The following is a 21,850-nucleotide window of genomic DNA, read 5'->3' as shown; positions in this document are numbered from 1 at the left end:
AAAGCGCGTCCTCGCCTCCCCGCACCCGTATTCGCTCCCCAACCCGTCGGGCCGGGCCGAGGAGCACAGCCGAGAGCGGATCAGGGCGAGCGATTGTCTGAGCGTAGCGAGTTCGAGCTCGACCCCGCTTTCGGCGAGCACCGCAGGTTGCCCGCAGCGAAGTGAAGGGACCCGGACCATCGGGTCGCCTTTTCTTTTGCTTACTTTTCTTTTGGCGACGCAAAAGAAAAGTGAGTTGCCGCCGGGCAACCCCCGGCTTGCTGGCAAACCTCCAACAGCAGAAGCAAAGAAGGCTTCGACAAGCTCAGCCCGAACGGTAACAAGGACCAGCTTGTTCAACAAATCCAGGAAGCAGTTCACACCGCCACCTCAGCCAGAGGCTGATGATGCCCCCCACCCATGTGCGCCCCAAGAACATGCCGCTCGGCATCCACAGCGGTCGTTTCAAAAACGATGCGGCCTTCACTCATCACAACGATGCGATCCGCCAGTTCAAGCAGCTCGTCCAGGTCTTCGCTGACCAGCAGCACCGCGCCGCCCTGCTGCGCCACGCCGCGCAGGCGGGTGTGAATTTCCTTGACGGCGGCAAAGTCCAGGCCGAACACCGGGTTGGCGGCGATCAGCACATTGATCTCGCCATGCAGTTCGCGCGCCAGCACGGCACGCTGCACATTGCCGCCCGACAGGCTTCGGATGGGCGCGTTTTCGCCCTGGGTCTTGATGCCGTAAGCGCTGATCCATTCGCGCGCGCGGCTGCGCCAGGCGCCGAAACGCAAGCGTCCACCGGCGCAGAGCGGCGGCCGGTCGAAGTCGCGCAGTGCCATGTTCTCGGCCACGCTGAGATCGCCGACGCAGGCATTGCGCAGCGGCTCTTCGGGCAGGCTGCGCACCTTGAGGCGATGGTTCTCATCGCGCGTGGCGGCGTAGGGCTGGCCGTTGACCCGCACGGTGCCCGCGGCGCGTCCGCGCTGGCCGACCAGCGCCTCGACGAGTTCACGCTGGCCGTTGCCGGAAACACCGGCGATGCCGAGGATCTCTCCGGCAGCCACCGACAGGCTCAGGTCGCGTACAGCCAGCGTGCCGCGGTCGCCCATGACCTGCAGCCCGTGGACTTCCAGCGAAGCGCTGGACGCTACAGAATTTATAGCTGTTGGCGCCCACGCACCAAGGGCTGGAGGCACTTTTTCTTTCACATCCAGACTTTCGGAACGGGCGGCAGCCGCATCACCCACCATGGCCTGCGCGAGCCGCGCCGGGTCGCTCGCCGCCACCGACGTGGTGTGCACCGCCTTGCCGCGGCGCAGCACGGTCACGTCGTCGGCATAGGCCATCACTTCGCGGAATTTGTGCGTGATGATGAGCACCGTGCACAGCCCGCTGCGCGCGAACTCGCGCACATGGCCGAGCACCTCGTCGGCTTCCTGCGGCGTCAGCACCGAGGTAGGCTCATCGAGAATCAGCAGGCGCGGCCGGAGGTAGAGCTGCTTGAGCAACTCGAGCTTCTGCTTTTCGCCTGCCGCCAGTTCCGACGGCCGCGCGTCCAGGTCCAGGCGGAAAGGCGTGTGCGCGAGAAAGGTCTTGAGTTCATCGCGCTTGGCGCGCCAGTTGATCACTGCGGGCAACTGGCCGCCGGCCAGCAGCAGGTTCTCCGCCACCGTCATGCCCGGTGCCAGCGTGAAGTGCTGGTAGACCATGCCGATGCCCAGGGCGCGCGCCACCACCGGGTTGTCAATCGCCTGCTCGCGGCCGTCAATCAGGATGCTGCCTTCCGAGGGCCGTTGATACCCCGCCACACATTTGACCAGCGTGCTTTTGCCGGCGCCGTTTTCGCCGAGCAGCGCGTGCACCGTGCCCGGCGCCACCTTCAGGCTGACGCTGTCGAGCGCCGTGAAGCCGCCAAAACGCATGCTCATCCGGTAGGTGTCCAGCGCCAGCGCACCGGTGGCCGGCGGCAGGCTGCCGATCGCTGCTGCTGCGCGGCTCATGGCATGGCCAGTGCGTCCAGCACCGCTGCCGAGGTCGCATGGGCCCCGAACACACCGCCCTGCATGGTGATCATTTTCAGCGCCGCCGCGTGGTTGCCGGCGTCGGTGGCGGCGGTGCAGTCCGACAGCAGCAGGCATTCGAAGCCGCGGTCGTTGGCGTCGCGCATCGTCGTGTGCACACACACGTCGGTGGTGATGCCTGTGAGGATCAGGTTGCGGATGCCGCGCGTGTGCAGCACCATCTCGAGATCGGTGGCATAGAACGATCCCTTGCCGGGCTTGTCGATCACCACCTCGCCGGGCAACGGCGCGAGTTCGGGGATGATTTCCCAGCCCGGTTCACCGCGCACCAGGATGCGGCCGCAGGGCCCATCGTCGCCGATGCCCACACCCTTCGTGCCGATCTGGCGCGAGCGCCAGCGTTTGTTGGCCGGCAGGTCCGACAGGTCGGGCCGGTGGCCCTCGCGCGTGTGGATGATGTGGTAACCCGCGCCGCGCATGGCGGCCATCAGGGTCTTGAGCGGCGCTATCGGCGCGCGTGTCAGCGAGATGTCGTAACCCATCTTGTCGACGTAACCGCCTTCGCCGCAGAAATCGATCTGCATGTCGATCACGACAAGCGCGGTGTTGCCGGGCTGCAGGTCGCCGTTCCAGGGCCAGGCGTAGGGGTCGGCGTTGACGAAGCGTGGCATGGCCATGTTTTCCTTTTCAGGCCTTGTAGCTGCGCGTTGGCGCGTCGAAGCCGCAGGAGGTCCCGTCGGTCACCTCCACCGTCCAGGGCAGCTGGTAGGTGCCGGCCGCCATGTCGTGCATGTAGGTGTAGGGACAGTCCTGGGCGCCACCTTTCACCGCCACGTAGCCGCGGTGGTAGAGCTGGTAGATGTTGTTTTCCACACCCCAGCCGCTGCGCGCTTCGCGCACCAGGTCGGGCCGCACTTCGGCCGTGATGATTTCGTCGGGTCGCCCACCGCCTTCGACCAGCACCGTGCCGTCGAAATTGCAGAACATGCCCTCGCCCATGGAATCGAAGGTGCCGTCGCTGCCGCACATGCAGACGTTGGCGGTGACCGCCAGGTTGCAGAAGGCGTTGGCCTGGTTGGTGATTTTCCAGCTGTGACGAATCGGGGCGGTGTAACCTGCCGTACGGATGATGATTTCGGCGCCCTTGTAGGCGGCCTCGCGCGCCATCTCGGGGAACATGCCGTCGTGGCAGATGATCAGCGCCAGCTTGCTGCCGTTCGGGCCGTCGCAGACGGGAATGCCGAGGTTGCCCGGCTCCCAGGGCTCGACCGGCACCCACGGGTGCAGCTTGCGGTAATACAGCTTGATCGCACCGGTGTCGTCGATGATCAGGCCGCTGTTGTAGGGGTTGCCGCCGGGGTTGGCCTCCATGATGGAGAAACATCCCCAGATGCGGTTGTCCACACAGGCGCGCTTGAAGGCGGCGACCTCGGGGCCGTCAAGCGACACCATCAGTTCGGGCGCGATCGACATCGACAGGCCGTGCAGTGAATACTCCGGAAACACCACCAGGTCCATGGTGGACTGGTTGCGCCTGGCCTTGGCCACCATGGCGCAGATGCGCTGCGTCTGCGCAGCGAGCTGCGCCGGTGTCTCGACCACGGGCAGCTGCAGCTGCACCAGGCCCAAAACCACGCCATGTTTCGACTTGTTGAGTCCGCCGAGGCCTGTCATCGTGTTTCCTTGCTTGTGTTCAACGGTTGGAGGAGAGTTCGCCCGGGCTGCCGCTCACCGTGGTGCCGGGGCGGCAGGTCATGACCAGAATCAGCAACGTCAGCGCATAGGGAACGATGTTGAACAGGTGGTAGCCCCAGCTGATGCCGATGGACTGCAAGGCCGGCCCGATGGCGCCGGCGCCGCCGAACAGCAAGGACGCGTAGACGCAGCGGATCGGGCTCCAGCGCGCGAAGATCACCAGCGCCACCGCGATCAGACCCTGGCCGCTGGAGACGCCCTCGTTCCAGCTACCCGGGTAAAACAGTGTGAGGCAGGCGCCGCCCAGACCGGCGACCATGCCGCCGGCTGCGGTGGCCGCAATACGGATGGCCGACACCGAATAGCCGAGGGCGCGCGTGGCGTTGGCCGAGTCACCCGCCATGCGCACCAGCAGGCCGGCGCGGGTGTTGGCGAAAGCCCACCACAGCGCCACGGCCAGCGCGATGCCGATGGGTACCAGCGCGTTGACCTGCAAGGCCGAACGCACGGCGCCCGAATCGCTCCAGTTCCCCAGCGCGATGGCCGGCAGTTGCGGCGCCTGCGGCTGGATCAGCGGCTTGCCCAGGTAAAACGCCAAGCCCATGCCCAGCAGCATCAGCGCAATGCCGGTGGCGATATCGTTGACGCGCGGCAGCGAACACAACACGCCGTGCAGGGTGGCCAGCAGCGCGCCGGTGGCTGCGGCTGCCAACACGCCGATCCACGGCGACCCGCTGAGCCAGGAGGCGCCGAAGGCCGACATCGCCGACAGCACCAGCACGCCTTCCAGGCCCAGGTTGATGCGTCCGGATTTTTCGGTGATGCATTCACCGAGGCTGACAAACAGGAAAGGCGCGCCGACACGCAGTGCGCCGCCGACGATGCCGGCAAAGAAGATCAGCAGCTGGTCGGCGCTCATGGCTTGTCCTGTGGCAAGAGGATCGGACTCGGCTCGGACGGACCGAAGCGGTTGATGCGGGCGAAGAAGGCTTTCCAGTCCACATCACGCAGGGCCTCGCTGGCCAGGATCAGCACAAAGGCGATGCCCTGCAGCACCAGCACCGAGGCATCGGGCAGGCCCAGGCGCCGCTGAAGCAGGCTGCCCGCGGCGCCGAAGCCACCGAACAGAATGGCCACCGGGATGATGGCTACCGGATGCTGGCGCGCGATGAATGCCACCAGGATGCCTGCGTAGCCGTAACCTGCGATCAGCGAGGCGTTGGCATTGGTGTGCACGGCTGCGACCTCGACGGCGCCGGCCAGCCCGGCGCAGGCACCACCGAGTGCGCAGGCCAGCAGGATCAGCCGGGAGGCCGGCAGGCCGACCAGTTGCGCCGCGCGCGGGTTGCCGCCGACCACGCGCACCGCAAAGCCCGAAGGTGTCATGCGCAACCACAGGCCGGCCGCCAGGCAGGCGGCCACGCCGATCACGAGCCCCCAGTGCACGTCGGAGCCGGCGATGCCGGTGATGCGCAGCCCCTCGGCCAGCGACGGCGTGGACGGCTTGTTCAGGCTGGCCGGGTCGCGCAACGGCCCTTCGACCAGGTGCTTGAACAGGCCGATCGCCACATAGGCCAGCAGCAGGCTGCTGATGGTTTCATTGATGCCGCGGTACTGGCGCAGCGCGCCGGCCAGCATGATCCACAACGCGCCGGCCAGGGCACCAGCCAGGCACACCAGCGCCGTTCCCACGACACCGGTCGGCAGCGGCATGGCGGCGGCCAGCGCCGCGCAGCCGAGCCCGCCCAGCACCATGGCACCCTCGCCGCCGATGATGACCAGGCCGGCACGCGCCGGCACCGCCACACATAGGGCGGTGAGCATCAGGGGCGCGGCGCGCTGCAGCGTGTTCTGCCAGGAGTACCAGTCGCCGAAGGCCCCTTTGAACAGCAGCAGCCAGACGTCCAGCGGATTGACACCCGCCAGAGCGACGAACACGCCGAACAGCAGCAGCGCCGCGGCAATGGCGGCCGTGGGCAGCAGGACGTTGGAGAGGGAGTTGCGCATGGGAATGCAGTGCTCTTGTCATGCCGGACTTGATCCGGCATCCACGCTGGCGCGCCAACATGGATTGCGGGTCAAGCCCGCAATGACAGCCGCTTCAGACCGAGCCGATCACCCCTTCCACCAGGTAATTCATCTTCTCGAGTTCCAGGTCGGTCTGCTTGTGCACCTTGCCGGCCGGGATGATGGTCGCGCCCTTGTTGTCCTTGAGGGGGCCCTTGAAGATGTCGAACTTGCCGGCCACCATGCTGGCCTTGATGCTGTCGGCGCTCTTTTTCGCAGCGTCCGGCACCATGGGGCCGTAGGCCGACATCTTGACGTAGCCGTCTTTCAGGCCGCCGCGGATGAAGTTGGGGTGCGGCTTGCCGGTGCGCGCAGCGTCCAGGAAGGTGGTGTAGGCGGTCAGCCAGTTCCACTCGGCGCCCGTCAGGTAGGCGTTGGGCGCCAGCTTGGCCTGGCTGGCGTGGTAGCCGCACACCATCTTGCCGCGCTTGGCGGCCGTTTCAACCACCACCTTGGGACCGTCCACATGCATGGTGAACACATCGCAGCCCTGGTCGGCCAGGCTGTTGGTGGCCTCGGCCTCCTTGACGGCCATGGACCAGTCGCCGGTGAAAATCACGTTGCAGGTGATGCCGGGCTTGACCGAGCGCGCACCCATGGTGAAGGCATTGATGTTGCGCAGCACCTGGGGAATCGGCTTGGCAGCGACAAAACCGATCTTGTTGCTCTTGGTCATGTGGCCGGCGATCACGCCGTTGAGGTACTGGCATTCCTCGATGTAGCCGAAGTAGCTGGCCGCATTCTTGGGGTGTTTGCCCTCGGTCCAGAGACCGCCGCAGTGCGCAAAACGCACGTCCGGAAACTTGGGGGCCACGGCCAGCACATGCGGATCAAAATAACCGAAGGAGGTGGGAAAGACCAGCGTGGCGCCGTCCTGGGCCACCATGCCGGTCATGGTTTTCTGGACAGCGGCCGTCTCCGGCACGTTTTCTTCCTCGACCACCTTCACGCCGGGCATCTTCTTGAGCTCGGCAGCCGCCTGGGCCTGAGCCTGGTTGTAGCCGTAGTCGTCACGCGGGCCGACATAGATCACGCCGACGGTGATGGGTTTTTGCGCAAAGGCCAGGTCGCTGAAAGCGCCCAGCGTGCCGGCAGCGCCAAGCGCGGCCAGGGACTTGAGGGAATCGCGGCGGCTGAATTGTCTGGTGGTCATGAGGTTTCTCCTTGGGTCAAGTTAAAGAAGTACTGCGGAAAACGGGAAGCAGGATTCATGCAAGCAGGCTCACATGGGCCGACACCACACGCCAGCCCTCGGGCGTGCGCAGCCAGGTCTGGCTCTGCCGGCCGGCCCTGGCGCTGCCGGTGCGCTGGAACTCGACATTGGCGGTCGCCATGTCCTGGCCGTAGGTGGTGATGACGGTCTTGAGCAGCGTGCGCTCCAACCCCTGCGCGGGGCGTCCGGCGCGGAAGGCACGGATCGCGTCGTAGCCATAGAGGTTTTCGGTCGCGCCGTAACGCAGGGTGTGCGGGCTGTTCCAGAACAGCTCGTCGAGCACCGCCACGTCGTTGCCGGTCAGGGCCTTTTCGTAACGCTGGAACTGGGCCGTGACTTCGGCCAGGACATCGGGCAGGTTGATGGCGAGCATGTTGGTTTTTTCTAGAGTTGAACCGGCCGTACCTGCGCCACACCCGCCTCGCTGAGGGCCTGGGCGGCGCGGAAAGCCAGGTCTTCGCGCCACGGCGCGGCAATCAGCTGCACCCCGACCGGCAAGCCGCCGGTGCCGGCCGGCCACAGCGGCGCCGTCACGACCGGACAGCCGGCAAACGAGATGGGCTGGGTCAGCAGCCCCATGGAAGCGCGCGCGGGCTGTTGCGTGCCGTTGATGTCCAGCCACTCGGTGCCGATGACAGGCGCGCTGACTGGCGTGGCCGCCGTGAGCAGCACGTCCCAGTCGCGAAACAGGGCGTTGACCTTGTCGCGGTAGACCCGGCGAAAACGCTGGGCACGCAAATACCAATCCACCGGCTGCAGCGCGCCGGCGATGAAGCGGTCCACCGACAGCGGCTCGAAGTCATCGGCGCGGGTGCGCAGGTCATTCAGATGCAGGCTGCCGCCTTCGCTGGCGGTGATGATGAAAGCCGCGGCGCGTGCGAGGGCCGCGTCCGGCCAGGTCACCGCGGCCTGCGCGCCCAGGGTGCCGGCGGCCAGCGCCACCACTTCGCGTGCGGCCGGCGTGGCGTTGTCGTGGAAGTAGCCGTCCAGCACGCCGATCCGCAGGCCTTCGACACCCCGGCCGATCAGGGGCATGACCGGCTGCACGCGCAGGGCCTGGCAGCCCGGGTCCAGGGCATCGGGGCCTTGCAGGGCGTCGTAGACCAGCGCCAGGCCGGCCACACTGTCGGCCAGCGGCCCGAGGTGGTCGATGCTGTGCACAAACGGGTAGCTGCCGTGGCGCGAGAGCCGGCCGAAGGTGGGCTTGAGGCCCCAGACGCCGCACATCGAGGCCGGCACGCGGATGGAACCGTTGGTGTCCGACCCGAGCGACACCGGCACCTGGCCGGCAGCGACTGCGGCGCCGGAGCCGCCCGACGAACCGCCGGCAATCCGCGTGAGGTCGTGCGGGTTGTGGCAGGGACCGTAATGGCTGTTTTCGGTGGTGAAGCCGTAGGCGTATTCGTCCATGTTGAGACCACCCACCAGCACCGCGCCGGCCGCCTTCATCTGCTGCACCAGAAAAGCGTCGGCACTGGCCGGCGCATCAGCGCGGTTGACCTTGGAGCCGGCCAGGGTGACCACTCCTTCAATGTCGAACAGGTTTTTCACGGCATAGGGCACGCCGGCCAGCGGGCCGAGCGGCTGCGACGCCGCCCGCTGCGCATCCACGGCATCGGCTTCGGCGCGCGCACGCGCCAGCGTCTGCCCGGTGAAGGCGTTGACCCGGCCGTCGGTCGCGGCAATGCGCGCCAGGCTGGCGTCCAGCAACTCGCGTGCGCTGACGTCGCCGGCGGCAACCGCTGCCGCCATGACCGCGGCGTTATTCGCTATATTTTTCATAGCTGGTCGCACCCGTCGTCATTGGGCGGAAAGGCTGCCGGCCTGTATATTTCCGCGGGTTCGTCGTGGGCGGCGAGGGGCGCAGCCTCTAGCAACGCCGCCATCACGGCCGTGCGCTGCAGGTTCAGCGCAACGCGCTGGGTACGCGCCGCATCCAGCGGCAGCCGCAGCAACGCGGCCGTGGTTTCAACGTAAGCGAGCATGCGGGTGTCGTTCATGGTTGACACGCCGTTCAACGCCGTACTTCACGCTGGAAGATTTCCAGGCTGCGCTTCTTGGTGCCGATGAAGCTGGCCTCGGACAGTGTTTCCACGGTGCGCGGCCGCGCATCGCCATACGACAGGATCTCGGCCACACGGGTGGGCCGCTTGGTCAGCAGCAGCACCTGGTCGGCCAGGTAGACGGCCTCTTCGAGGTCGTGCGACACCAGCAGCATGGTGGTGCCGGTCTGCATGAACACTTCCTGCAGCTTCTCGCGGATGAACAGCGTCATTTCAAAATCGAGCGCTGAAAACGGCTCGTCGAGAAACAGCACCTCGGGGTTGTTCGCCAGGGCCCGCATGATGGAAGCGGTCTGCTGCTGGCCGCCCGAGAGTTCGTAGGGGTAACGCTTGAGATCGAACTTCACGTCGAAGGACGCGACCAGTTCGGCCATGCGCCGGTCCACCTCGGCCTTGGACCGGCCTTCGAGCTTGAGCGGATAGGCGATATTGTCGATGGTGCGCATCCACGGGAACATCGCTTCGCGGTAGTTCTGGAACACGTAGCCGATCTTGGTGTCCTTGAGCGACTTGCCGTCGAACAGGATCTCGCCGGCGTCGATGGGCACCAGCCCGGCGATCATGTTGATCAGCGTGGACTTGCCGCAGCCGTTGGGCCCGAACACCGACACGATCTTGTGCTTCGGGATGTCGAGATTGAAGTCCTCGTACAGCGGCCAGCCGGCGAAATACTTGGTCAGGCCGCGAATCGTGATGTGGGTGCCGGCCGGGCCCGGCTGAAAGGCCGGCACCGGGACATCGGCAAACACCGGGGCGTTGAGAACTGCAGACATGGCTACCTTCCACTCCAGTGAACAATACGGCGCTCAAGCACCAGGAAAAAGATGTTGAGCGCATACCCGAGCGCACCAGCGGCCAGGATGGACGCGTACATGTCCTTCACGTTCATGACCTGCTGCGAGTTGATGATGCGGTTGCCCAGCCCGCTATCGGCGCCGATGAACATCTCGGCCACGATCACGATGACCAGTGCCATGGACACGGCCGAACGCAGGCCGACAAAACTCGGCTGCAGGCTCTCCCAGATCAGCACGTCCTTGAACACCTGCCAGCGCGACGCACCCATGACCCTGGCCGCCATCACGCGCTGCTTGCGCGCGTTGATCACGCCGTAGGCGCTGTTGAACACCACGATCAGCAGCGCACCGAAAGCCGCGATCGCCACCTTGTTGATGTCCGACACGCCGAAGATCATGAGGAACAACGGAATCAGCGCCGACGAAGGTGTGGAGCGGAAGAAGTCGATCAGGAACTCGACGCTGCGGTAGGCCTTCTCGTTGCTGCCGAGCAGCACGCCCAGCGGCATGCCGACGGCGGCGGCGATCAGGAAGGCCTGCACCGTGCGCCACACGGTGACCGCAAAGTCCTTGAGCAGCGGGCCGCCGGCCAGGCCGTTGACCAGCGCGCCCAGCGCATCGAGCGGCGGCGGCAACAGGATGGCCTTGATGAAGCCCAGACGCACCACCAGGTCCCACACGATAAACAGCACCGCCGGGCCGATGAAGGGCAGCGCCCTCTCCAGCACCGGGGTGCGCTGCACAACGGCCGTCGGCGCGCTGGCCGGCGGCGCCCAGGGCCTGGCAGACGCCACCGGCGCCGCCGTCACGGAGGAGGTGCCCTGCATCACGTTCAACCCTTGTAGAGCATCGAGTCCACCAAAAGGCGCGAACTGAAGATGCCTTTTTCGGAGAACAGGTCGAAGAACTTCTGGAAGTGCGCGACGTCGGCCGGCTTGAACTCGTTGTACATCATGTAGGCGGCCAGCGGCACCTCGCCGGTCAGCGCGCCTTCGATCGGGGTGTAGCCCTTGAGGTACTGGCGTGCCTCGACCGACTTGCTGCGCACGTAAGCCACACCCTTGCCGTAGGCGGCCACAAACTTCTTCGCAGCATCGGGATTTTTCTTGATGAACTCGGACGACAGCGAGGCCGAGCCGCCAAACCACGGCGCCATGTTGTCACCGAGCACGTAGCGGGAGATCACGCCGGCCTCGAGCACACGCGTGGTGCCGTTCATGCGGCCGATGGTGCCGGTGGGCTCCAGCGTGTAGGCGCCGTCGATCTGGCCGGCAGCCAATGCAGCCACATGCTGGCCGATCGGCAGCTCGACCACGGTGGCCCCCACGGCGCCACCGCGCTCCAGCACGGTCTTGGCCAATGTCACGTTCTGGATGCCGGGGCCGGAACCGATACGTTTGCCCTTGAGGTCAGCCATCACCTTGGCGGGACTGGCCACCGGCACAATGACTTCGTCAAGCACATTTTTCACATTGCTCGGGTTGGAACAGAAGATCTTGAAGGTGCCGGGCTGGGCCAGCTCGCCGATGGCGATATTGGCCGAGCCGGTGCCGTTGGCGGTGCCGTCGGAACGTCCGGACAGCACCGCCTCCATCACCTGCTGCGCGCCGGCGAACTTGAGCGCTTCCACGTCCAGCCCGGCTTCCTTGAAGTAGCCCAGCTCGATGGCCGCGTAAAAAGGCAGGCCGGCGGCGATGGGCCAGTAGCCGATGCGGATTTTCGGTGCGGCTTGGGCACGCACGATGGCAGGCATGCCCAGCACGCCCAGCATGGCCGCGCTGGTTTGCAGGACTTTCCGGCGGGAGGCCGTGAAGGTGGCGGAGGTGCGGTCAGTGGTCATGGAAAGCTCCTGGAGTAATAGAGGGAGTAATAGAGGGAGAGGGGTTGGAAATCCGTGGAAGGTGTCAGGCCGCGGCCGTCTTGAGCGAAGTCATGTAGGCGCGCCAGCCGCCCAGGTGCGAAATGTCCAGCGCGCCATGCAGCGCTTCGGGCTCGCAGACAAAACCCTGCACCGTGCTGCCGTCGCGCAGCGCCAGCGTGCCTATGCCCAGCGGCGCGGGGATCAGCGCCACAAAGGAGCCGTAGGCCGCAAGCGGCATGTCCCAGATTTCGAGCGCGATACACGCGCCCTGGCCGGCACCAACACGCAGCAGGCCGGGCTTGGGCGGGGTGGTGCCCGGCAAGGCGAAAAGACGGTAGTCCGGCGCGGTTTCAGCGGGGCCGGCCAGCACGGCGCCGCGCTCGGTCAGCTGGGTGTTCAGGGGCATGCCCGACAGATGGGCGCCCACGACCGCCACCCGTACGGTTGCCGGCTTGCGCAGGCCGGCGATCGCGCGCATGGCAGGCAGGGGCAAGCCGGTCGCGCCCTGGGTCAGGCCGGTGCTGTGGTGGTAGCGCTGGCCGAGGTCGGCCAGCTGCCAGTCGCTGCCGCAAGCCCCGATCAGCGTGATGCCAAACGGCAGCCCGTCGGCGCGCACGGCACTGGGCACGGACAGCGCGGCGTAGTCGAGCAGGTTCACGAAGTTGGTGTAGGCGCCCAGCCGGCGGTTGAGCACCACCGGGTCGCGCTGCATCTGCGCAATCGTGTAATGCGTCGGCGCGGTCGGCACCACCAGCACGTCGATGCTGCCCCACATCGCGTCGGCCTGCTGGCCCAGCCGCTTCAATTCGGTCTGCACTTCGTACAGGTCCGCCGCGCTGTACTTTCGACCGGCGGCAATGATGCTGCGCACTGGCTCGACCACCTCGGCTTCATGGGCGTCGAAAAAGCTGCGGATGGCGGTGTAGCGTTCGGCCACCAGCGCGCTTTCGTAGAGCAGGGCCGCGACCTGCGCCAGCGGCGCAAAGTCGATGGCCACGGGCGTACCGCCCAGAGCCTGCAGCCGCACCACCGCCTCCGAGAAGGCCGCTTCGGCGGCACGGTCCCCGTAAAACTCCAGCGTCGCCGGCACGCCGAAGCGAAAGGCCGGCGCAAACGGTTCGCTGGTCAGCGCCAGCCGGCGCGAATACGGATCGAGCGCGTCATGCGCCATCGCGTGTTCCAGTACCTGGACCGCCGTGGCCACCGTGCGCGCAAAGATGGACACACAGTCCACACTCTGCGCGGCCGGCACCACACCGCGCGCGCTGATCAGCCCGCGTGAAGGCTTGAGGCCGACGATGTTGTTGAGCCCCGCCGGCACCCGTCCCGAGCCGGCCGTGTCGGTACCCAGTGAAAAATCAACCTGGCCCGTTGCCACCACATAGGCCGAACCGGAACTGGAGCCGCCGGAGACATAAGCGGGGTTGAACGCATTGGGCACGGCTCCAAAAGGAGAACGCGTGCCATTCAGACCGCAGGCGAACTGGTCGAGGTTGGTCTTGCCGGCCAGCTGCGCACCAGCATCGAGCAGTTTCTGCACAACAAAGGCACTGGCCGTCGGCGTGTAGGCAAAAGCCGGGCAGCCCGCGGTGGTGGGCAAGCTTGCGGCATCGATGTTGTCCTTGACCGCAAAGGTCAACCCCGCCAGCGGCCCGGCCGAAGCAGCTTGCGCACTGCCGGCAGCCTGCGGCGTGGCGCGACAGATCCAGGCCTGCGGCGCCAGCACGGTGCCGCCTGCAACCGCAGGCATGTTGTGCGGCGCCGCCGGCCGGCCGGTCAGATCAGGAGTGAAAGAAACTTGCACCAATTTAAAGCATCCATACTTGTGTACAAGATGAGATGCAAGAGGTGTGCCAAGGACTGGTGGCCGCTCCGGGCCGCGGACTGCCCGACCGCATGGGAATGGATTTGCTATTTAATCAATAGCTGTCAGCGCTTGTCCAGCAAGGACTGGAGGCCTTTTTTTATCTTTATCGCCGGGCCATGCTGGCGCAGCGTGGCAAGAAAGCCGTATCAGCTTTCCAGCACCAGCCGCGTCACCAGCGGCGGCGTCTCGCCCACGTGGAAGGCCAGCTTGCGGTCGCGCAAGGCCACGTCGCCCGCCGTCACGCGGTCAAAGCGGCGCAGGTGTTCGGTCCAGGATTCGTCGGTGATCTGCTCGACGTAACGCCCCGGGTCCGAAATGTCGCGCAGCAGCTCCCAGGCCAGCGCGCCCTGGCGCAGCCGGCTGCGGCGGCTTTCCTGCATCAGCGTGCGAAATTCGGGGGCCCGGGCCGGATCGATGCGGTATTCGATCAGGGTGCGCACCTGGCCGGTCAGGGGGGGCGCTTCCGCGCTGGGCACCTTGAACTCCCGCGACGGCGTCAGGTCCTCCTCGATGCTGCGGTCGCGCAGCAGCAGCTGTGTGGCACCCATGGCCACCACCGCTGTCGATGCGGCGATCAGCATGCTGGTCGGGACACTGGTGACGGTCGCAATCTGGCCCCAAACCGCCGCACCCAGGGCACTGGCGCCCATGATCGCCATCTGGAAAATCGACATGCCGCGCGCACGCACCCAGTCGGGCAGGGCCAGCTGCGCCGACACGCTCAGGGTGTTGGCGGTGGTGATCCACGCCGCACCGGCCAGAAACATCGCCGGTGCGGCGACGTAGGCATTCGGCGCAAAGGCGATGATGGCCGTGGCGGCCGACTGCAGCCCCATGCCGCCCAGCACCATGGCATCGCGAGACAGGGTGCGGCGCAGCCGCGGCAGCAGAAAGGCCACCACAAAAATCGCGCCCGAACCCATGGAGGCCAGTAGCAGCGTGAAGGTGCCGGCACCGCCGCCGTGCAGGCCACGGGCCACCAGCGGCAGCAGCGCCAGCAAGGCGGTGGAGTGAAAGAAGAACAGCGCCACCCGCAGCAGCACCGCGCGCAGGCGCGCCGACTGGCGCACGAACTGCACGCCGACACGCATCGCGCTGATCAGGCGCTCGCGGCCCAGCGGGCTGGGCACATGCTCGCGGCGCCAGCGCATGATCACAAAACCGGACACCAGCGAGAGCACGGCGTTGAGGATGAAAACGTACTCGCTGCCGGCACCGGCAATCAGCGCCCCGGCCACCAGCGGGCCGATGATGCGCGAGGCATTCATGGCGATGCCGTTGAGCGCCAGGGCCGCCGGCAACTGCGCGCGCGGCACCAGCTCCGGAACAATCGCCGAAAACACCGGCCAGCGCATGGCCAGCCCGACGCCGTTGGCAAAGGTCAGCGCCAGCAGCAGCGGCGCGGTCATGGCGCCCAGAACAATCGTCAGGCACAGCACCAGGGCCACGGCGGCCACCCAGAACTGCGTGATGATGAAGTAGCGGCGCCGGTCCAGGATGTCGGCGAGCGCGCCGCTGGGCAGGCCCAGCAGGAAGACCGGCAGCGTCGAGGCGGACTGCACCAGCGCCACCCAGATCGGCGAGGTGGTCAGCGAAGTCATCAGCCAGGCGGCGGCCACGTCGTTCATCCACATGCAGATGTTGGCGGCCATCCAGGTGCCCCACAACATGCGGAATACCGGCGAGCTCAGGGGCGCCCAGGCCGACAGCGAGGCCGGGTCGTGACGGCCAGGCGCTGGTGCGCCGGGCAGGTCCGGCGGGAGGGGATGGGGCATGGGGGCGGGGTGCTGGGACAGGTCTGGCTTCAATGGCCGGCAACGAATCCGGTTCCGCTCATCAGGAACCGCTTCTGCCGGGCTGCAGATACAAAGGCGTTTTTACGCCCCCCGCTGCGCCCAGATGCGGCTGATCTGCGCCGACAGTTCCATCGGATCAAACGGCTTGTGAATCACGTCGATCGCACCGAGCTCGCGGTATTGCGCCACTTCGGCGGCCTGCACCTTGGCGGTCATGAAAATCACCGGCGTGTCGGCCGTGGCGGGCAGCGCCCGCAGCGCCTTGAGTGTGCTCGGGCCGTCCATGCCCGGCATCATCACGTCCAGCAGCAGCAGGTCGGCCTGCGCGGTCGGTGCCGCGGCCAGCGCTTCGCTGCCGGACGGACAGGCGATCACGGTAAAGCCGCCCACAGCCTCCAGGGCCATCTGCGCCACCATGCGGATGTCGGGTTCATCTTCGACATAAAGAATGCGGGCAAGTGTTTTGCTCATGGCTGTCGTCCTTGGTCAAGAAAGAGGGTCATCGGCCGGCAGGCTGGCCTGCAACGCGTCAACGGCCAGCGCAATTTCGGCGCGCTGTGGTGGCAAGGGTACCTGACCGGCCGGCGCCGCCTGCTCAAGCAGCAGTTCCAGCGCCCTGGCCGCCGCACCCACCTCACGAAACCCCAGGGTACCGGCCGTGCCTGCCAGCGTGTGCACCAGGCGCTCCAGATCCGTGAGCAGCGCCATGTCGTCGTCGCCAGCCACCGCGGTCCACAGGGCCCGGATGTGCGCCATTTTTTCCGGCAGGGCACGCCGGTAGTCGGCGCGCTGCTGGTCGAGAAACTTCTGGAAATCCTCTTGCGGGGTGCTCATGCGCTCAGCTTTTTCGCGCCCGTTCGTACAGCGGCATCACCCTGGGCAGGGTGCGCTCCATGTCGGCAATCCGCGTGGCGCCGGCCGGGTGGCTGCTCAGCCACTGCGGTGGCGCGCCCTTGCTGGCCGCGGCCATTTTCTGCCAGAGCGTGATGCCGGCGCGCGGGTCAAAGCCGGCGCGCGCGCCGAGTTCCATGCCGACCAGATCGGCCTCCGATTCGTCTTCCCGGCCAAAACGCAGGCTGATCAGTTCCACGCCGAGCCCGGCGACGGTCTGGCCCAGATCCCCGAGGCCCAGCAGTTGTGACAACAGGCCGGCACCGATGTTGGTGGCCGCCGACTTGCCCATGCGCTCGCGCGCGTGTTCCCGCAGGGCATGGGCCATTTCGTGGCCCATGATCATGGCCACCTCATCGTCGTTCAGCTTCAGCTGGTCCAGGATGCCGGTGTAAAAGGCAATTTTTCCGCCCGGCATGCAAAACGCATTGATCTGATTGCTGCCAATCAGGTTGACCTCCCACTGCCAGTCCTTCGCACGCGGGTTCCAGGCCACGGCATGCGGAATGATGCGCTGGGCAATGCGGCGCAGGCGCTGCACCTGCGGATGATTGGCAGGAGCCAGGGCCTTCTGGGCCGCGGCCTCCTGCAGCATCTTGCCGTATTGCTGCCGGGAAGCCTGCTCGATCTCCCCCGCCGGCACCAGCTTGGTGAAGCCCGAGTTGCCGCCGACAGCCACCCCCTCGCGTTGGGCGTGGGCCGGCGCCGCGCCCAGCAACAAGGCTGCGGACAAGGCCGCCAGGGTCAGTCTCAATGCAAATGTCATCGCCTTCTCCAGATAAAGGGGCAGGTTCCGGCCGGTCGGGCCAAATGGCCCACAGCGTATTATTCCTGCATGAGCGAGACCTTATCCGACGATCCCCAAGCAAAACGTCAGCCAACGCCGCTTTCTGAAGCTCATCTTTCCGCAATCGCTCCCGCCCAGGCCGCGCGCCCCAGCTGGGCCGAGACCTTGCGCGTCTATCTTGAGGCGCCGACGCTGCGCATGCTGCTGCTGGGTTTTTCCGCCGGCCTGCCGCTGCTGCTGGTGTTCGGCACGCTGAGTTTCTGGCTGCGCGAAGCCGGGATCGACCGCACCACGATTGGCTACCTGAGCTGGGTCGGGCTGGCGTACGGCTTCAAATGGGTCTGGGCGCCGCTGGTGGACCGCCTGCCGATTCCGCTGCTGACGCGCCTGCTGGGACGCAGGCGCAGCTGGCTGCTGCTGTCGCAGTCCGTCATCATGGCGGCCCTGGTCGGCATGGCGCTGACCGATCCCAAAATTGCTTTGCTGCCGGTGGTCTGGTGCGCGCTGGCGGTGGCCTTTGGCTCGGCGACGCAGGACATTGCACTCGACGCCTTTCGCATCGAGTCGGCCGACGTACAGCGCCAGGCCGCGTTGGCGGCGGCCTACCAGACCGGTTACCGCATGGCGATGATCTGGGCCGGCGCCGGTGTCCTGTGGATTGCCGCGCGGGCCGAGGTTGTCGGTGTGGGCGGTGTCATCGGCTACCAGCACGGCGCCTGGCAGATCGCGTATTTCGCGATGGCGGCGTCCATGCTGCTGGGCGTGGTGACGGTTCTGTTTTCGCCCGAGCCGGCGCCGCGCGAGCTGCCGCCTGCGCGCAACGCCGCCGAGTGGCTGAAAAGCGCGCTGGTCGAACCCTTTGCCGACTTCCTGCGCCGCTACGGCAAACAGGCGGCGCTGATCCTGATGCTGATCGCCGTCTACCGCATCAGCGACGTGGTGATGGGCATCATGGCCAACCCCTTCTACGTCGACATGGGTTACACCAAGGACGAGGTGGCGGCCGTCACCAAGATCTACGGCGTGATCATGACGCTGGTCGGCGCCTTTGTCGGCGGCGCGCTGGCCATGCGTTTTGGCGTGATGCGCGTGCTGATGCTGGGCGCCATCCTGAGCGCCGGCAGCAACCTGCTGTTTGCCTGGCTGGGTTCGCTCGGCCACGATGTCAATGCGCTGATCTTCGTGATATCGGCCGACAACCTGTCCAGCGGCATCGCCTCGGCGGCCTTCATCGCCTACCTCTCGAGCCTGACCAACATCAACTATTCGGCCACGCAGTACGCCCTGTTCAGCTCCATGATGCTGCTGCTGCCGAAGTTTCTGGCCGGTTATTCGGGCAGCTATGTGGACGCGTTTGGTTACAGCAGTTTTTTCACGGTGACGGCCTTGCTGGGTGCGCCGGTGCTGCTGTTGGTGTGGCTGGCTTCACGCATGAAAATGCCGCCCAACCCATGATTCACGGGCGTCAATAGCTACTTATTTCATAGCACATCACAAGCACCATAGGGGCCGGTCCGGGCGGGCGCGACGGTTTACCTAACTTTACAGCGGCTTCAACGCGACTTGTTGCACGGCGCGCACCATGAGATGGTCATTGACGAAGGAGCCTCCATGAGTGACCGTACCCCCAGCCCTTTCACCACCGACGTGTTGGCGGCCACCCCGCCGGCGGGCGCCAATGGCTACACTGATCAGCCCACAAGCACCCGCACGGTGAACCCGCCCATGACACAGCAACTCCTGATGATCGAAGACGACACCCGCCTGGCGACCATGGTGGGGGAATACCTGCGCCAGTCGGGTTATGGGTTCACCCATGCGGTCGACGGCGGCAAGGGCCTGGAAGCACTGCAAAGCTGCAAGCCCGACCTGGTGATTCTCGACCTGATGCTGCCCGACATGGACGGCCTCGAAGTGTGCCGGCGCATCAAGGGCCTGGGCGGCGATGCCGGCCGCACGGCCGTGCTGATGCTGACCGCCAAGGGCGACCCGATGGACCGCATCGTCGGCCTGGAAATCGGCGCCGACGACTACCTGCCCAAGCCCTTTGAGCCGCGCGAGCTGCTGGCCCGCATCCGTGCCGTGTTGCGCCGCGGCGGCGAGACGACCAGCACGAGCGGCAGCCAGCAGACCCTGCGCTTCGGCTCGCTCGAGATCGACCGCGACGCGCGTACCGTGTCGGTTTCCGGCAAGGTCTGCGAACTGACGTCCTACCAGTTCGACCTGCTGGTGGCGCTGGCCGAACGCGCCGGCCGCGTACTTTCCCGGGACCAGATCATGGAAGCCGTGCGCGGCCGCGAACTCGAAGCGTTTGACCGCTCGATCGATGTCCACATGGGACGCATCCGCAGCGCCATCGAGGTCGATGCCAAGGACCCCAAACGCATCCTGACCGTGCGCGGTGTGGGCTACGTGTTTGCCAAGCAGCAGGATTGATCCGGCCTTATGAGACTTCCAAAAATTCGATTGTCGGGATGCAGGGCAAGGCGCACGGCGCGCAGGATACCGGAATGCACTTCGGTGCATGAGGATTCCGGGCACCGCGCAACGAAGCCATGCGCCCGGAAATCGGATTTATAGGAGTTCCGGGATGTGGTCACGTTTTACCTCGCATCTGTATGTCCGGATCTGGCTCGCCGTGGTGGCCACGGTGGTGGTGCTCGCCTTTCTCGTGGGCGCGGCCTGGCAACTGAGCGCCGACCCGCCGCAACTGCCGATCCGCGAAGTATTGGTGCACAACGCTGCCGGTGAAGTCATCGGCCGGGCACAGACCAGGCCGGACCGCAAGCTCGGCGACGGCCTCGAGTTTGATGTCTTGACGAAGGACGGCCAGGTCCTCAACCTGCAGCTGCCCCGGCCCAAACGACCGCCCAGCAGTTCCTGGAACCGCCCGCCCTACGGTTTTGGCTTTGGCTGGATGCTGGGCCTGGTCGCGCTGGCTGTCGCGCTGGGCGCCTACCCCATCATCCGCCGGCTGACGCAGCGGCTCGAAGGCCTGCAGCGCGGCGTCGAGCGTTGGGGCAGCGGCGACCTGTCGGCTCGCATGGTGGTCCAGGGCAGCGACGAAGTGGCTTTTCTGGCCGAACGTTTCAACCACGCCGCAGAGCGCATCGAGACACTGATGGAGTCGCAGAAAGCCTTGCTCGCCTCGCACAAATCGTTGCTGGCCAACGCCTCGCACGAGTTGCGCTCGCCGCTGGCGCGCATCCGCATGGGCCTGGAACTGATGGGGGGCGGCGCCGGCTCGACGCAGCGCGCCGAAATCTCGCGCAGCATCAACGAGCTGGACCAGCTGATCGACGAAATCCTGCTGGCCAGCCGGCTCGATACCAAACAGGCCGACGCCGAACCGTTCGAGGTGCTGGACCTGACCGGTCTGGCCGCCGAGGAATGTGCCCGGGTGCAGGCCACACTCGGCACGGCGACCCAGACCGAAAGCCTCACGCTGCAGGGCTCGGCGCGCCTGCTGCGCCGCCTGATCCGCAACCTGCTGGAAAACGCCAGGCGTTACAGTACCGGCGAGGTCAGCCTGGAGCTCGGACAGACCGGCGCGGGTGCGCAGCGGCGTGCCGTGATCCGCGTCAACGACCACGGACCCGGCGTGCCGCCCGACCAGCGTGAACGCATTTTCCAGCCTTTCTACCGCCTGCCGGGCGCCAGCGAGCGCGAAGGCGGCGTGGGGCTGGGCCTGGCGCTGGTCAAATCCATCACCGAGCGCCACGGCGGCAACGTGCGCTGCGAGGACAGGCCCGGCGGCGGCGCTTCTTTTGTGGTCGAGCTGCCGATGCCTGCCGCGGCCTGACGCAACCTTGCCGGCGTGGTCGGTCTGCGCCCACCCGGCAGGGAAGCGGGCACGCGCCACGGCCGCCGCACCGACACCAGCTGAAACAAAGTCTCATTTTGTAACACCGTTACATACAAAAAAGCAACATTTCTCCCTCAAATAGGGGATGCCACAAAAACTATCTACCCTTTAAAGTAGGAGGGTTGCTGTGACAACATCGACCGCTGAAAACAAAGGCAGAAGACTCGAAATCGATCAACAGACTATCAGTCTCAACGACGTCCCCAAAGGACTTGGCAGGGCCACCGGAAGGTGGTCTTTTTTTTTGCCTGGAGACAGCTGCGGGACCGTCGCTCGCGCCCGCGTTACCATCGCCAGCTACTTGATTGCAGGAGTTTCAGCGTGAACACCCACCATCCGGCTGCACCTGTCAGCCAGGGCTTCTCCACCCCGGCCCCGGAGCGGCTGCCCATGTTGCCGGCCGAAGTGATGTCCGCCGCGCAGCGGGAAGCGGCCGATGCCCTGATCGCCGGTCCGCGCAAGGCGGTGTTCGGCCCCTTCATTCCGCTGCTGCGCAGTCCGGCGTTGATGTCGCGCGTCGGGCAGGTAGGCGAGTACCTGCGTTTTGACAGCGTGCTGGATGTGCGTGTTCGTGAACTGGCGATGTGCCTGGTGGCGCGCCATGTGTCCAACCAGTTCGAGTGGCTGATGCATGCGCCGCTGGCACTCAAGGCCGGCGTGCCGCAGGCCAGCCTTGATGCGATTGCCGAAGGCAAGTACCCGCACAGCACGGCGCCCGACGAAGCCGCCATGGTGGACGTCGTGACCGAGCTGCTGCTGCATCACGGCGTCAGCGACAGCTCGTACGCCGCAGCCCTGGCGCTCTTCGGCGAACAGGGCGTGGTGGAACTGGCCACGCTGGTCGGCTATTTCACGATGGTGTGCTGGGTGATGAATGTGGCGCGTACACCGGGGCAGCCCCAGCCCGACTTCAACGCGCTGGCCGCGTTTCCGGCCTGAGCC

The 21,850-nt window shown here is 66.2% G+C and carries 22 protein-coding genes; 4 read left to right on the top strand and 18 right to left on the bottom strand.

Annotated elements, in window-relative coordinates; genetic code table 11:
• The 18 genes from AAG813_RS18405 to AAG813_RS18320 all read right to left on the bottom strand — a co-directional run.
• The coding region (locus AAG813_RS18405) for a hypothetical protein (RefSeq protein ID WP_341917392.1) at positions 1-360 on the bottom strand (360 nt) is incomplete at its 3' end.
• Positions 357-1,985 (bottom strand): ABC transporter ATP-binding protein, encoded by a 1,629-nt coding sequence (locus tag AAG813_RS18400; protein ID WP_341917391.1) that lies wholly within the window; start codon positions 1,983-1,985, stop codon positions 357-359. The genes AAG813_RS18400 and AAG813_RS18405, both read right to left, overlap by 4 nt.
• Positions 1,982-2,677 carry an isochorismatase family cysteine hydrolase gene (locus tag AAG813_RS18395; protein ID WP_341917396.1) on the bottom strand — a complete coding sequence of 232 codons (696 nt, stop codon included), beginning with the start codon at positions 2,675-2,677 and terminating at the stop codon, positions 1,982-1,984. Before AAG813_RS18395 ends, AAG813_RS18400 begins: the two co-directional genes overlap by 4 nt.
• 16 nt (positions 2,678-2,693) lie before the next feature.
• A complete protein-coding gene (locus AAG813_RS18390) occupies positions 2,694-3,680 on the bottom strand; it encodes a formamidase (RefSeq protein WP_341917389.1) in 987 nt (328 codons plus the stop codon).
• Between the two features lie 19 nt (positions 3,681-3,699).
• Positions 3,700-4,620, bottom strand: coding sequence for an ABC transporter permease (locus AAG813_RS18385; protein WP_341917387.1), 921 nt, complete (start codon positions 4,618-4,620; stop codon positions 3,700-3,702).
• A complete protein-coding gene (locus AAG813_RS18380; protein WP_341917386.1) occupies positions 4,617-5,708 on the bottom strand; it encodes an ABC transporter permease in 1,092 nt (363 codons plus the stop codon). Before AAG813_RS18380 ends, AAG813_RS18385 begins: the two co-directional genes overlap by 4 nt.
• 94 nt (positions 5,709-5,802) lie before the next feature.
• Positions 5,803-6,921 carry a BMP family ABC transporter substrate-binding protein gene (locus AAG813_RS18375; RefSeq protein ID WP_341917385.1) on the bottom strand — a complete coding sequence of 373 codons (1,119 nt, stop codon included), beginning with the start codon at positions 6,919-6,921 and terminating at the stop codon, positions 5,803-5,805.
• A 55-nt stretch (positions 6,922-6,976) separates the two neighbouring features.
• Positions 6,977-7,354, bottom strand: a complete 378-nt coding sequence (gene hpxZ / locus AAG813_RS18370; protein ID WP_341917383.1) for an oxalurate catabolism protein HpxZ — start codon at positions 7,352-7,354, stop codon at positions 6,977-6,979.
• A gap of 11 nt (positions 7,355-7,365) precedes the next feature.
• Complete coding sequence (locus tag AAG813_RS18365) at positions 7,366-8,763, bottom strand: AtzE family amidohydrolase (RefSeq protein WP_341917382.1); 1,398 nt, start codon at positions 8,761-8,763, stop codon at positions 7,366-7,368.
• Entirely contained in the window at positions 8,760-8,981 is a 222-nt protein-coding gene (locus tag AAG813_RS18360; RefSeq protein WP_341917380.1) for an AtzG-like protein, read from the bottom strand. Before AAG813_RS18360 ends, AAG813_RS18365 begins: the two co-directional genes overlap by 4 nt.
• A gap of 14 nt (positions 8,982-8,995) precedes the next feature.
• Positions 8,996-9,817, bottom strand: coding sequence for an ABC transporter ATP-binding protein (locus tag AAG813_RS18355; protein WP_341917378.1), 822 nt, complete (start codon positions 9,815-9,817; stop codon positions 8,996-8,998).
• Positions 9,818-9,819: 2 nt separating this feature from the next.
• Positions 9,820-10,668 carry an ABC transporter permease gene (locus AAG813_RS18350; protein ID WP_341917376.1) on the bottom strand — a complete coding sequence of 283 codons (849 nt, stop codon included), beginning with the start codon at positions 10,666-10,668 and terminating at the stop codon, positions 9,820-9,822.
• Between the two features lie 5 nt (positions 10,669-10,673).
• Positions 10,674-11,681: an ABC transporter substrate-binding protein gene (locus AAG813_RS18345; protein WP_341917374.1), complete on the bottom strand. Its 1,008-nt coding sequence runs from the start codon at positions 11,679-11,681 to the stop codon at positions 10,674-10,676.
• Between the two features lie 64 nt (positions 11,682-11,745).
• Positions 11,746-13,452 (bottom strand): allophanate hydrolase, encoded by a 1,707-nt coding sequence (gene atzF, locus AAG813_RS18340; RefSeq protein ID WP_341917372.1) that lies wholly within the window; start codon positions 13,450-13,452, stop codon positions 11,746-11,748.
• A gap of 263 nt (positions 13,453-13,715) precedes the next feature.
• Positions 13,716-15,344, bottom strand: a complete 1,629-nt coding sequence (locus tag AAG813_RS18335) for an MFS transporter (RefSeq protein ID WP_341917370.1) — start codon at positions 15,342-15,344, stop codon at positions 13,716-13,718.
• Positions 15,345-15,446: 102 nt separating this feature from the next.
• Positions 15,447-15,836: a response regulator gene (locus tag AAG813_RS18330; protein ID WP_341917368.1), complete on the bottom strand. Its 390-nt coding sequence runs from the start codon at positions 15,834-15,836 to the stop codon at positions 15,447-15,449.
• A gap of 15 nt (positions 15,837-15,851) precedes the next feature.
• Positions 15,852-16,199, bottom strand: a complete 348-nt coding sequence (locus tag AAG813_RS18325) for an Hpt domain-containing protein (RefSeq protein ID WP_341917367.1) — start codon at positions 16,197-16,199, stop codon at positions 15,852-15,854.
• Positions 16,200-16,203: 4 nt separating this feature from the next.
• Positions 16,204-17,022, bottom strand: coding sequence for a M48 family metallopeptidase (locus AAG813_RS18320; protein WP_341917365.1), 819 nt, complete (start codon positions 17,020-17,022; stop codon positions 16,204-16,206).
• Between the two features lie 69 nt (positions 17,023-17,091).
• Between AAG813_RS18320 and AAG813_RS18315 the strand changes: the two genes are divergently transcribed.
• From AAG813_RS18315 to AAG813_RS18300, 4 genes are all read left to right on the top strand, one after another.
• On the top strand, positions 17,092-18,498 hold the full coding sequence (locus AAG813_RS18315; protein WP_341917364.1) for an AmpG family muropeptide MFS transporter: 1,407 nt from the start codon (positions 17,092-17,094) through the stop codon (positions 18,496-18,498).
• Positions 18,499-18,768: 270 nt separating this feature from the next.
• Complete coding sequence (locus AAG813_RS18310) at positions 18,769-19,479, top strand: response regulator transcription factor (protein WP_341917394.1); 711 nt, start codon at positions 18,769-18,771, stop codon at positions 19,477-19,479.
• A 154-nt stretch (positions 19,480-19,633) separates the two neighbouring features.
• A complete protein-coding gene (locus tag AAG813_RS18305; RefSeq protein WP_341917362.1) occupies positions 19,634-20,845 on the top strand; it encodes a HAMP domain-containing sensor histidine kinase in 1,212 nt (403 codons plus the stop codon).
• A gap of 384 nt (positions 20,846-21,229) precedes the next feature.
• Positions 21,230-21,847 (top strand): carboxymuconolactone decarboxylase family protein, encoded by a 618-nt coding sequence (locus tag AAG813_RS18300; RefSeq protein WP_341917361.1) that lies wholly within the window; start codon positions 21,230-21,232, stop codon positions 21,845-21,847.
• Positions 21,848-21,850: the final 3 nt, after the last annotated feature.

Origin of the sequence: Polaromonas sp. YR568 (genome assembly GCF_943371715.1) — a bacterium.
GTDB lineage: Bacteria > Pseudomonadota > Gammaproteobacteria > Burkholderiales > Burkholderiaceae_C > Polaromonas.
This window is presented reverse-complemented; position numbering and strand designations above follow the sequence as displayed.

Bases quoted from the DNA above. Each gene is read 5' to 3' on its own strand.
- AAG813_RS18400 (WP_341917391.1), bottom strand. From the start codon at position 1,985: ATGAGCCGCGCAGCAGCAGCGATCGGCAGCCTGCCGCCGGCCACCGGT.
- AAG813_RS18395 (WP_341917396.1), bottom strand. From the start codon at position 2,677: ATGCCACGCTTCGTCAACGCCGACCCCTACGCCTGGCCCTGGAACGGC.
- AAG813_RS18390 (WP_341917389.1), bottom strand. From the start codon at position 3,680: ATGACAGGCCTCGGCGGACTCAACAAGTCGAAACATGGCGTGGTTTTG.
- AAG813_RS18385 (WP_341917387.1), bottom strand. From the start codon at position 4,620: ATGAGCGCCGACCAGCTGCTGATCTTCTTTGCCGGCATCGTCGGCGGC.
- AAG813_RS18380 (WP_341917386.1), bottom strand. From the start codon at position 5,708: ATGCGCAACTCCCTCTCCAACGTCCTGCTGCCCACGGCCGCCATTGCC.
- AAG813_RS18375 (WP_341917385.1), bottom strand. From the start codon at position 6,921: ATGACCACCAGACAATTCAGCCGCCGCGATTCCCTCAAGTCCCTGGCC.
- hpxZ (WP_341917383.1), bottom strand. From the start codon at position 7,354: ATGCTCGCCATCAACCTGCCCGATGTCCTGGCCGAAGTCACGGCCCAG.
- AAG813_RS18365 (WP_341917382.1), bottom strand. From the start codon at position 8,763: ATGAAAAATATAGCGAATAACGCCGCGGTCATGGCGGCAGCGGTTGCC.
- AAG813_RS18360 (WP_341917380.1), bottom strand. From the start codon at position 8,981: ATGAACGACACCCGCATGCTCGCTTACGTTGAAACCACGGCCGCGTTG.
- AAG813_RS18355 (WP_341917378.1), bottom strand. From the start codon at position 9,817: ATGTCTGCAGTTCTCAACGCCCCGGTGTTTGCCGATGTCCCGGTGCCG.
- AAG813_RS18350 (WP_341917376.1), bottom strand. From the start codon at position 10,668: ATGCAGGGCACCTCCTCCGTGACGGCGGCGCCGGTGGCGTCTGCCAGG.
- AAG813_RS18345 (WP_341917374.1), bottom strand. From the start codon at position 11,681: ATGACCACTGACCGCACCTCCGCCACCTTCACGGCCTCCCGCCGGAAA.
- atzF (WP_341917372.1), bottom strand. From the start codon at position 13,452: ATGCCTGCGGTTGCAGGCGGCACCGTGCTGGCGCCGCAGGCCTGGATC.
- AAG813_RS18335 (WP_341917370.1), bottom strand. From the start codon at position 15,344: ATGCCCCATCCCCTCCCGCCGGACCTGCCCGGCGCACCAGCGCCTGGC.
- AAG813_RS18330 (WP_341917368.1), bottom strand. From the start codon at position 15,836: ATGAGCAAAACACTTGCCCGCATTCTTTATGTCGAAGATGAACCCGAC.
- AAG813_RS18325 (WP_341917367.1), bottom strand. From the start codon at position 16,199: ATGAGCACCCCGCAAGAGGATTTCCAGAAGTTTCTCGACCAGCAGCGC.
- AAG813_RS18320 (WP_341917365.1), bottom strand. From the start codon at position 17,022: ATGACATTTGCATTGAGACTGACCCTGGCGGCCTTGTCCGCAGCCTTG.
- AAG813_RS18315 (WP_341917364.1), top strand. From the start codon at position 17,092: ATGAGCGAGACCTTATCCGACGATCCCCAAGCAAAACGTCAGCCAACG.
- AAG813_RS18310 (WP_341917394.1), top strand. From the start codon at position 18,769: ATGACACAGCAACTCCTGATGATCGAAGACGACACCCGCCTGGCGACC.
- AAG813_RS18305 (WP_341917362.1), top strand. From the start codon at position 19,634: ATGTGGTCACGTTTTACCTCGCATCTGTATGTCCGGATCTGGCTCGCC.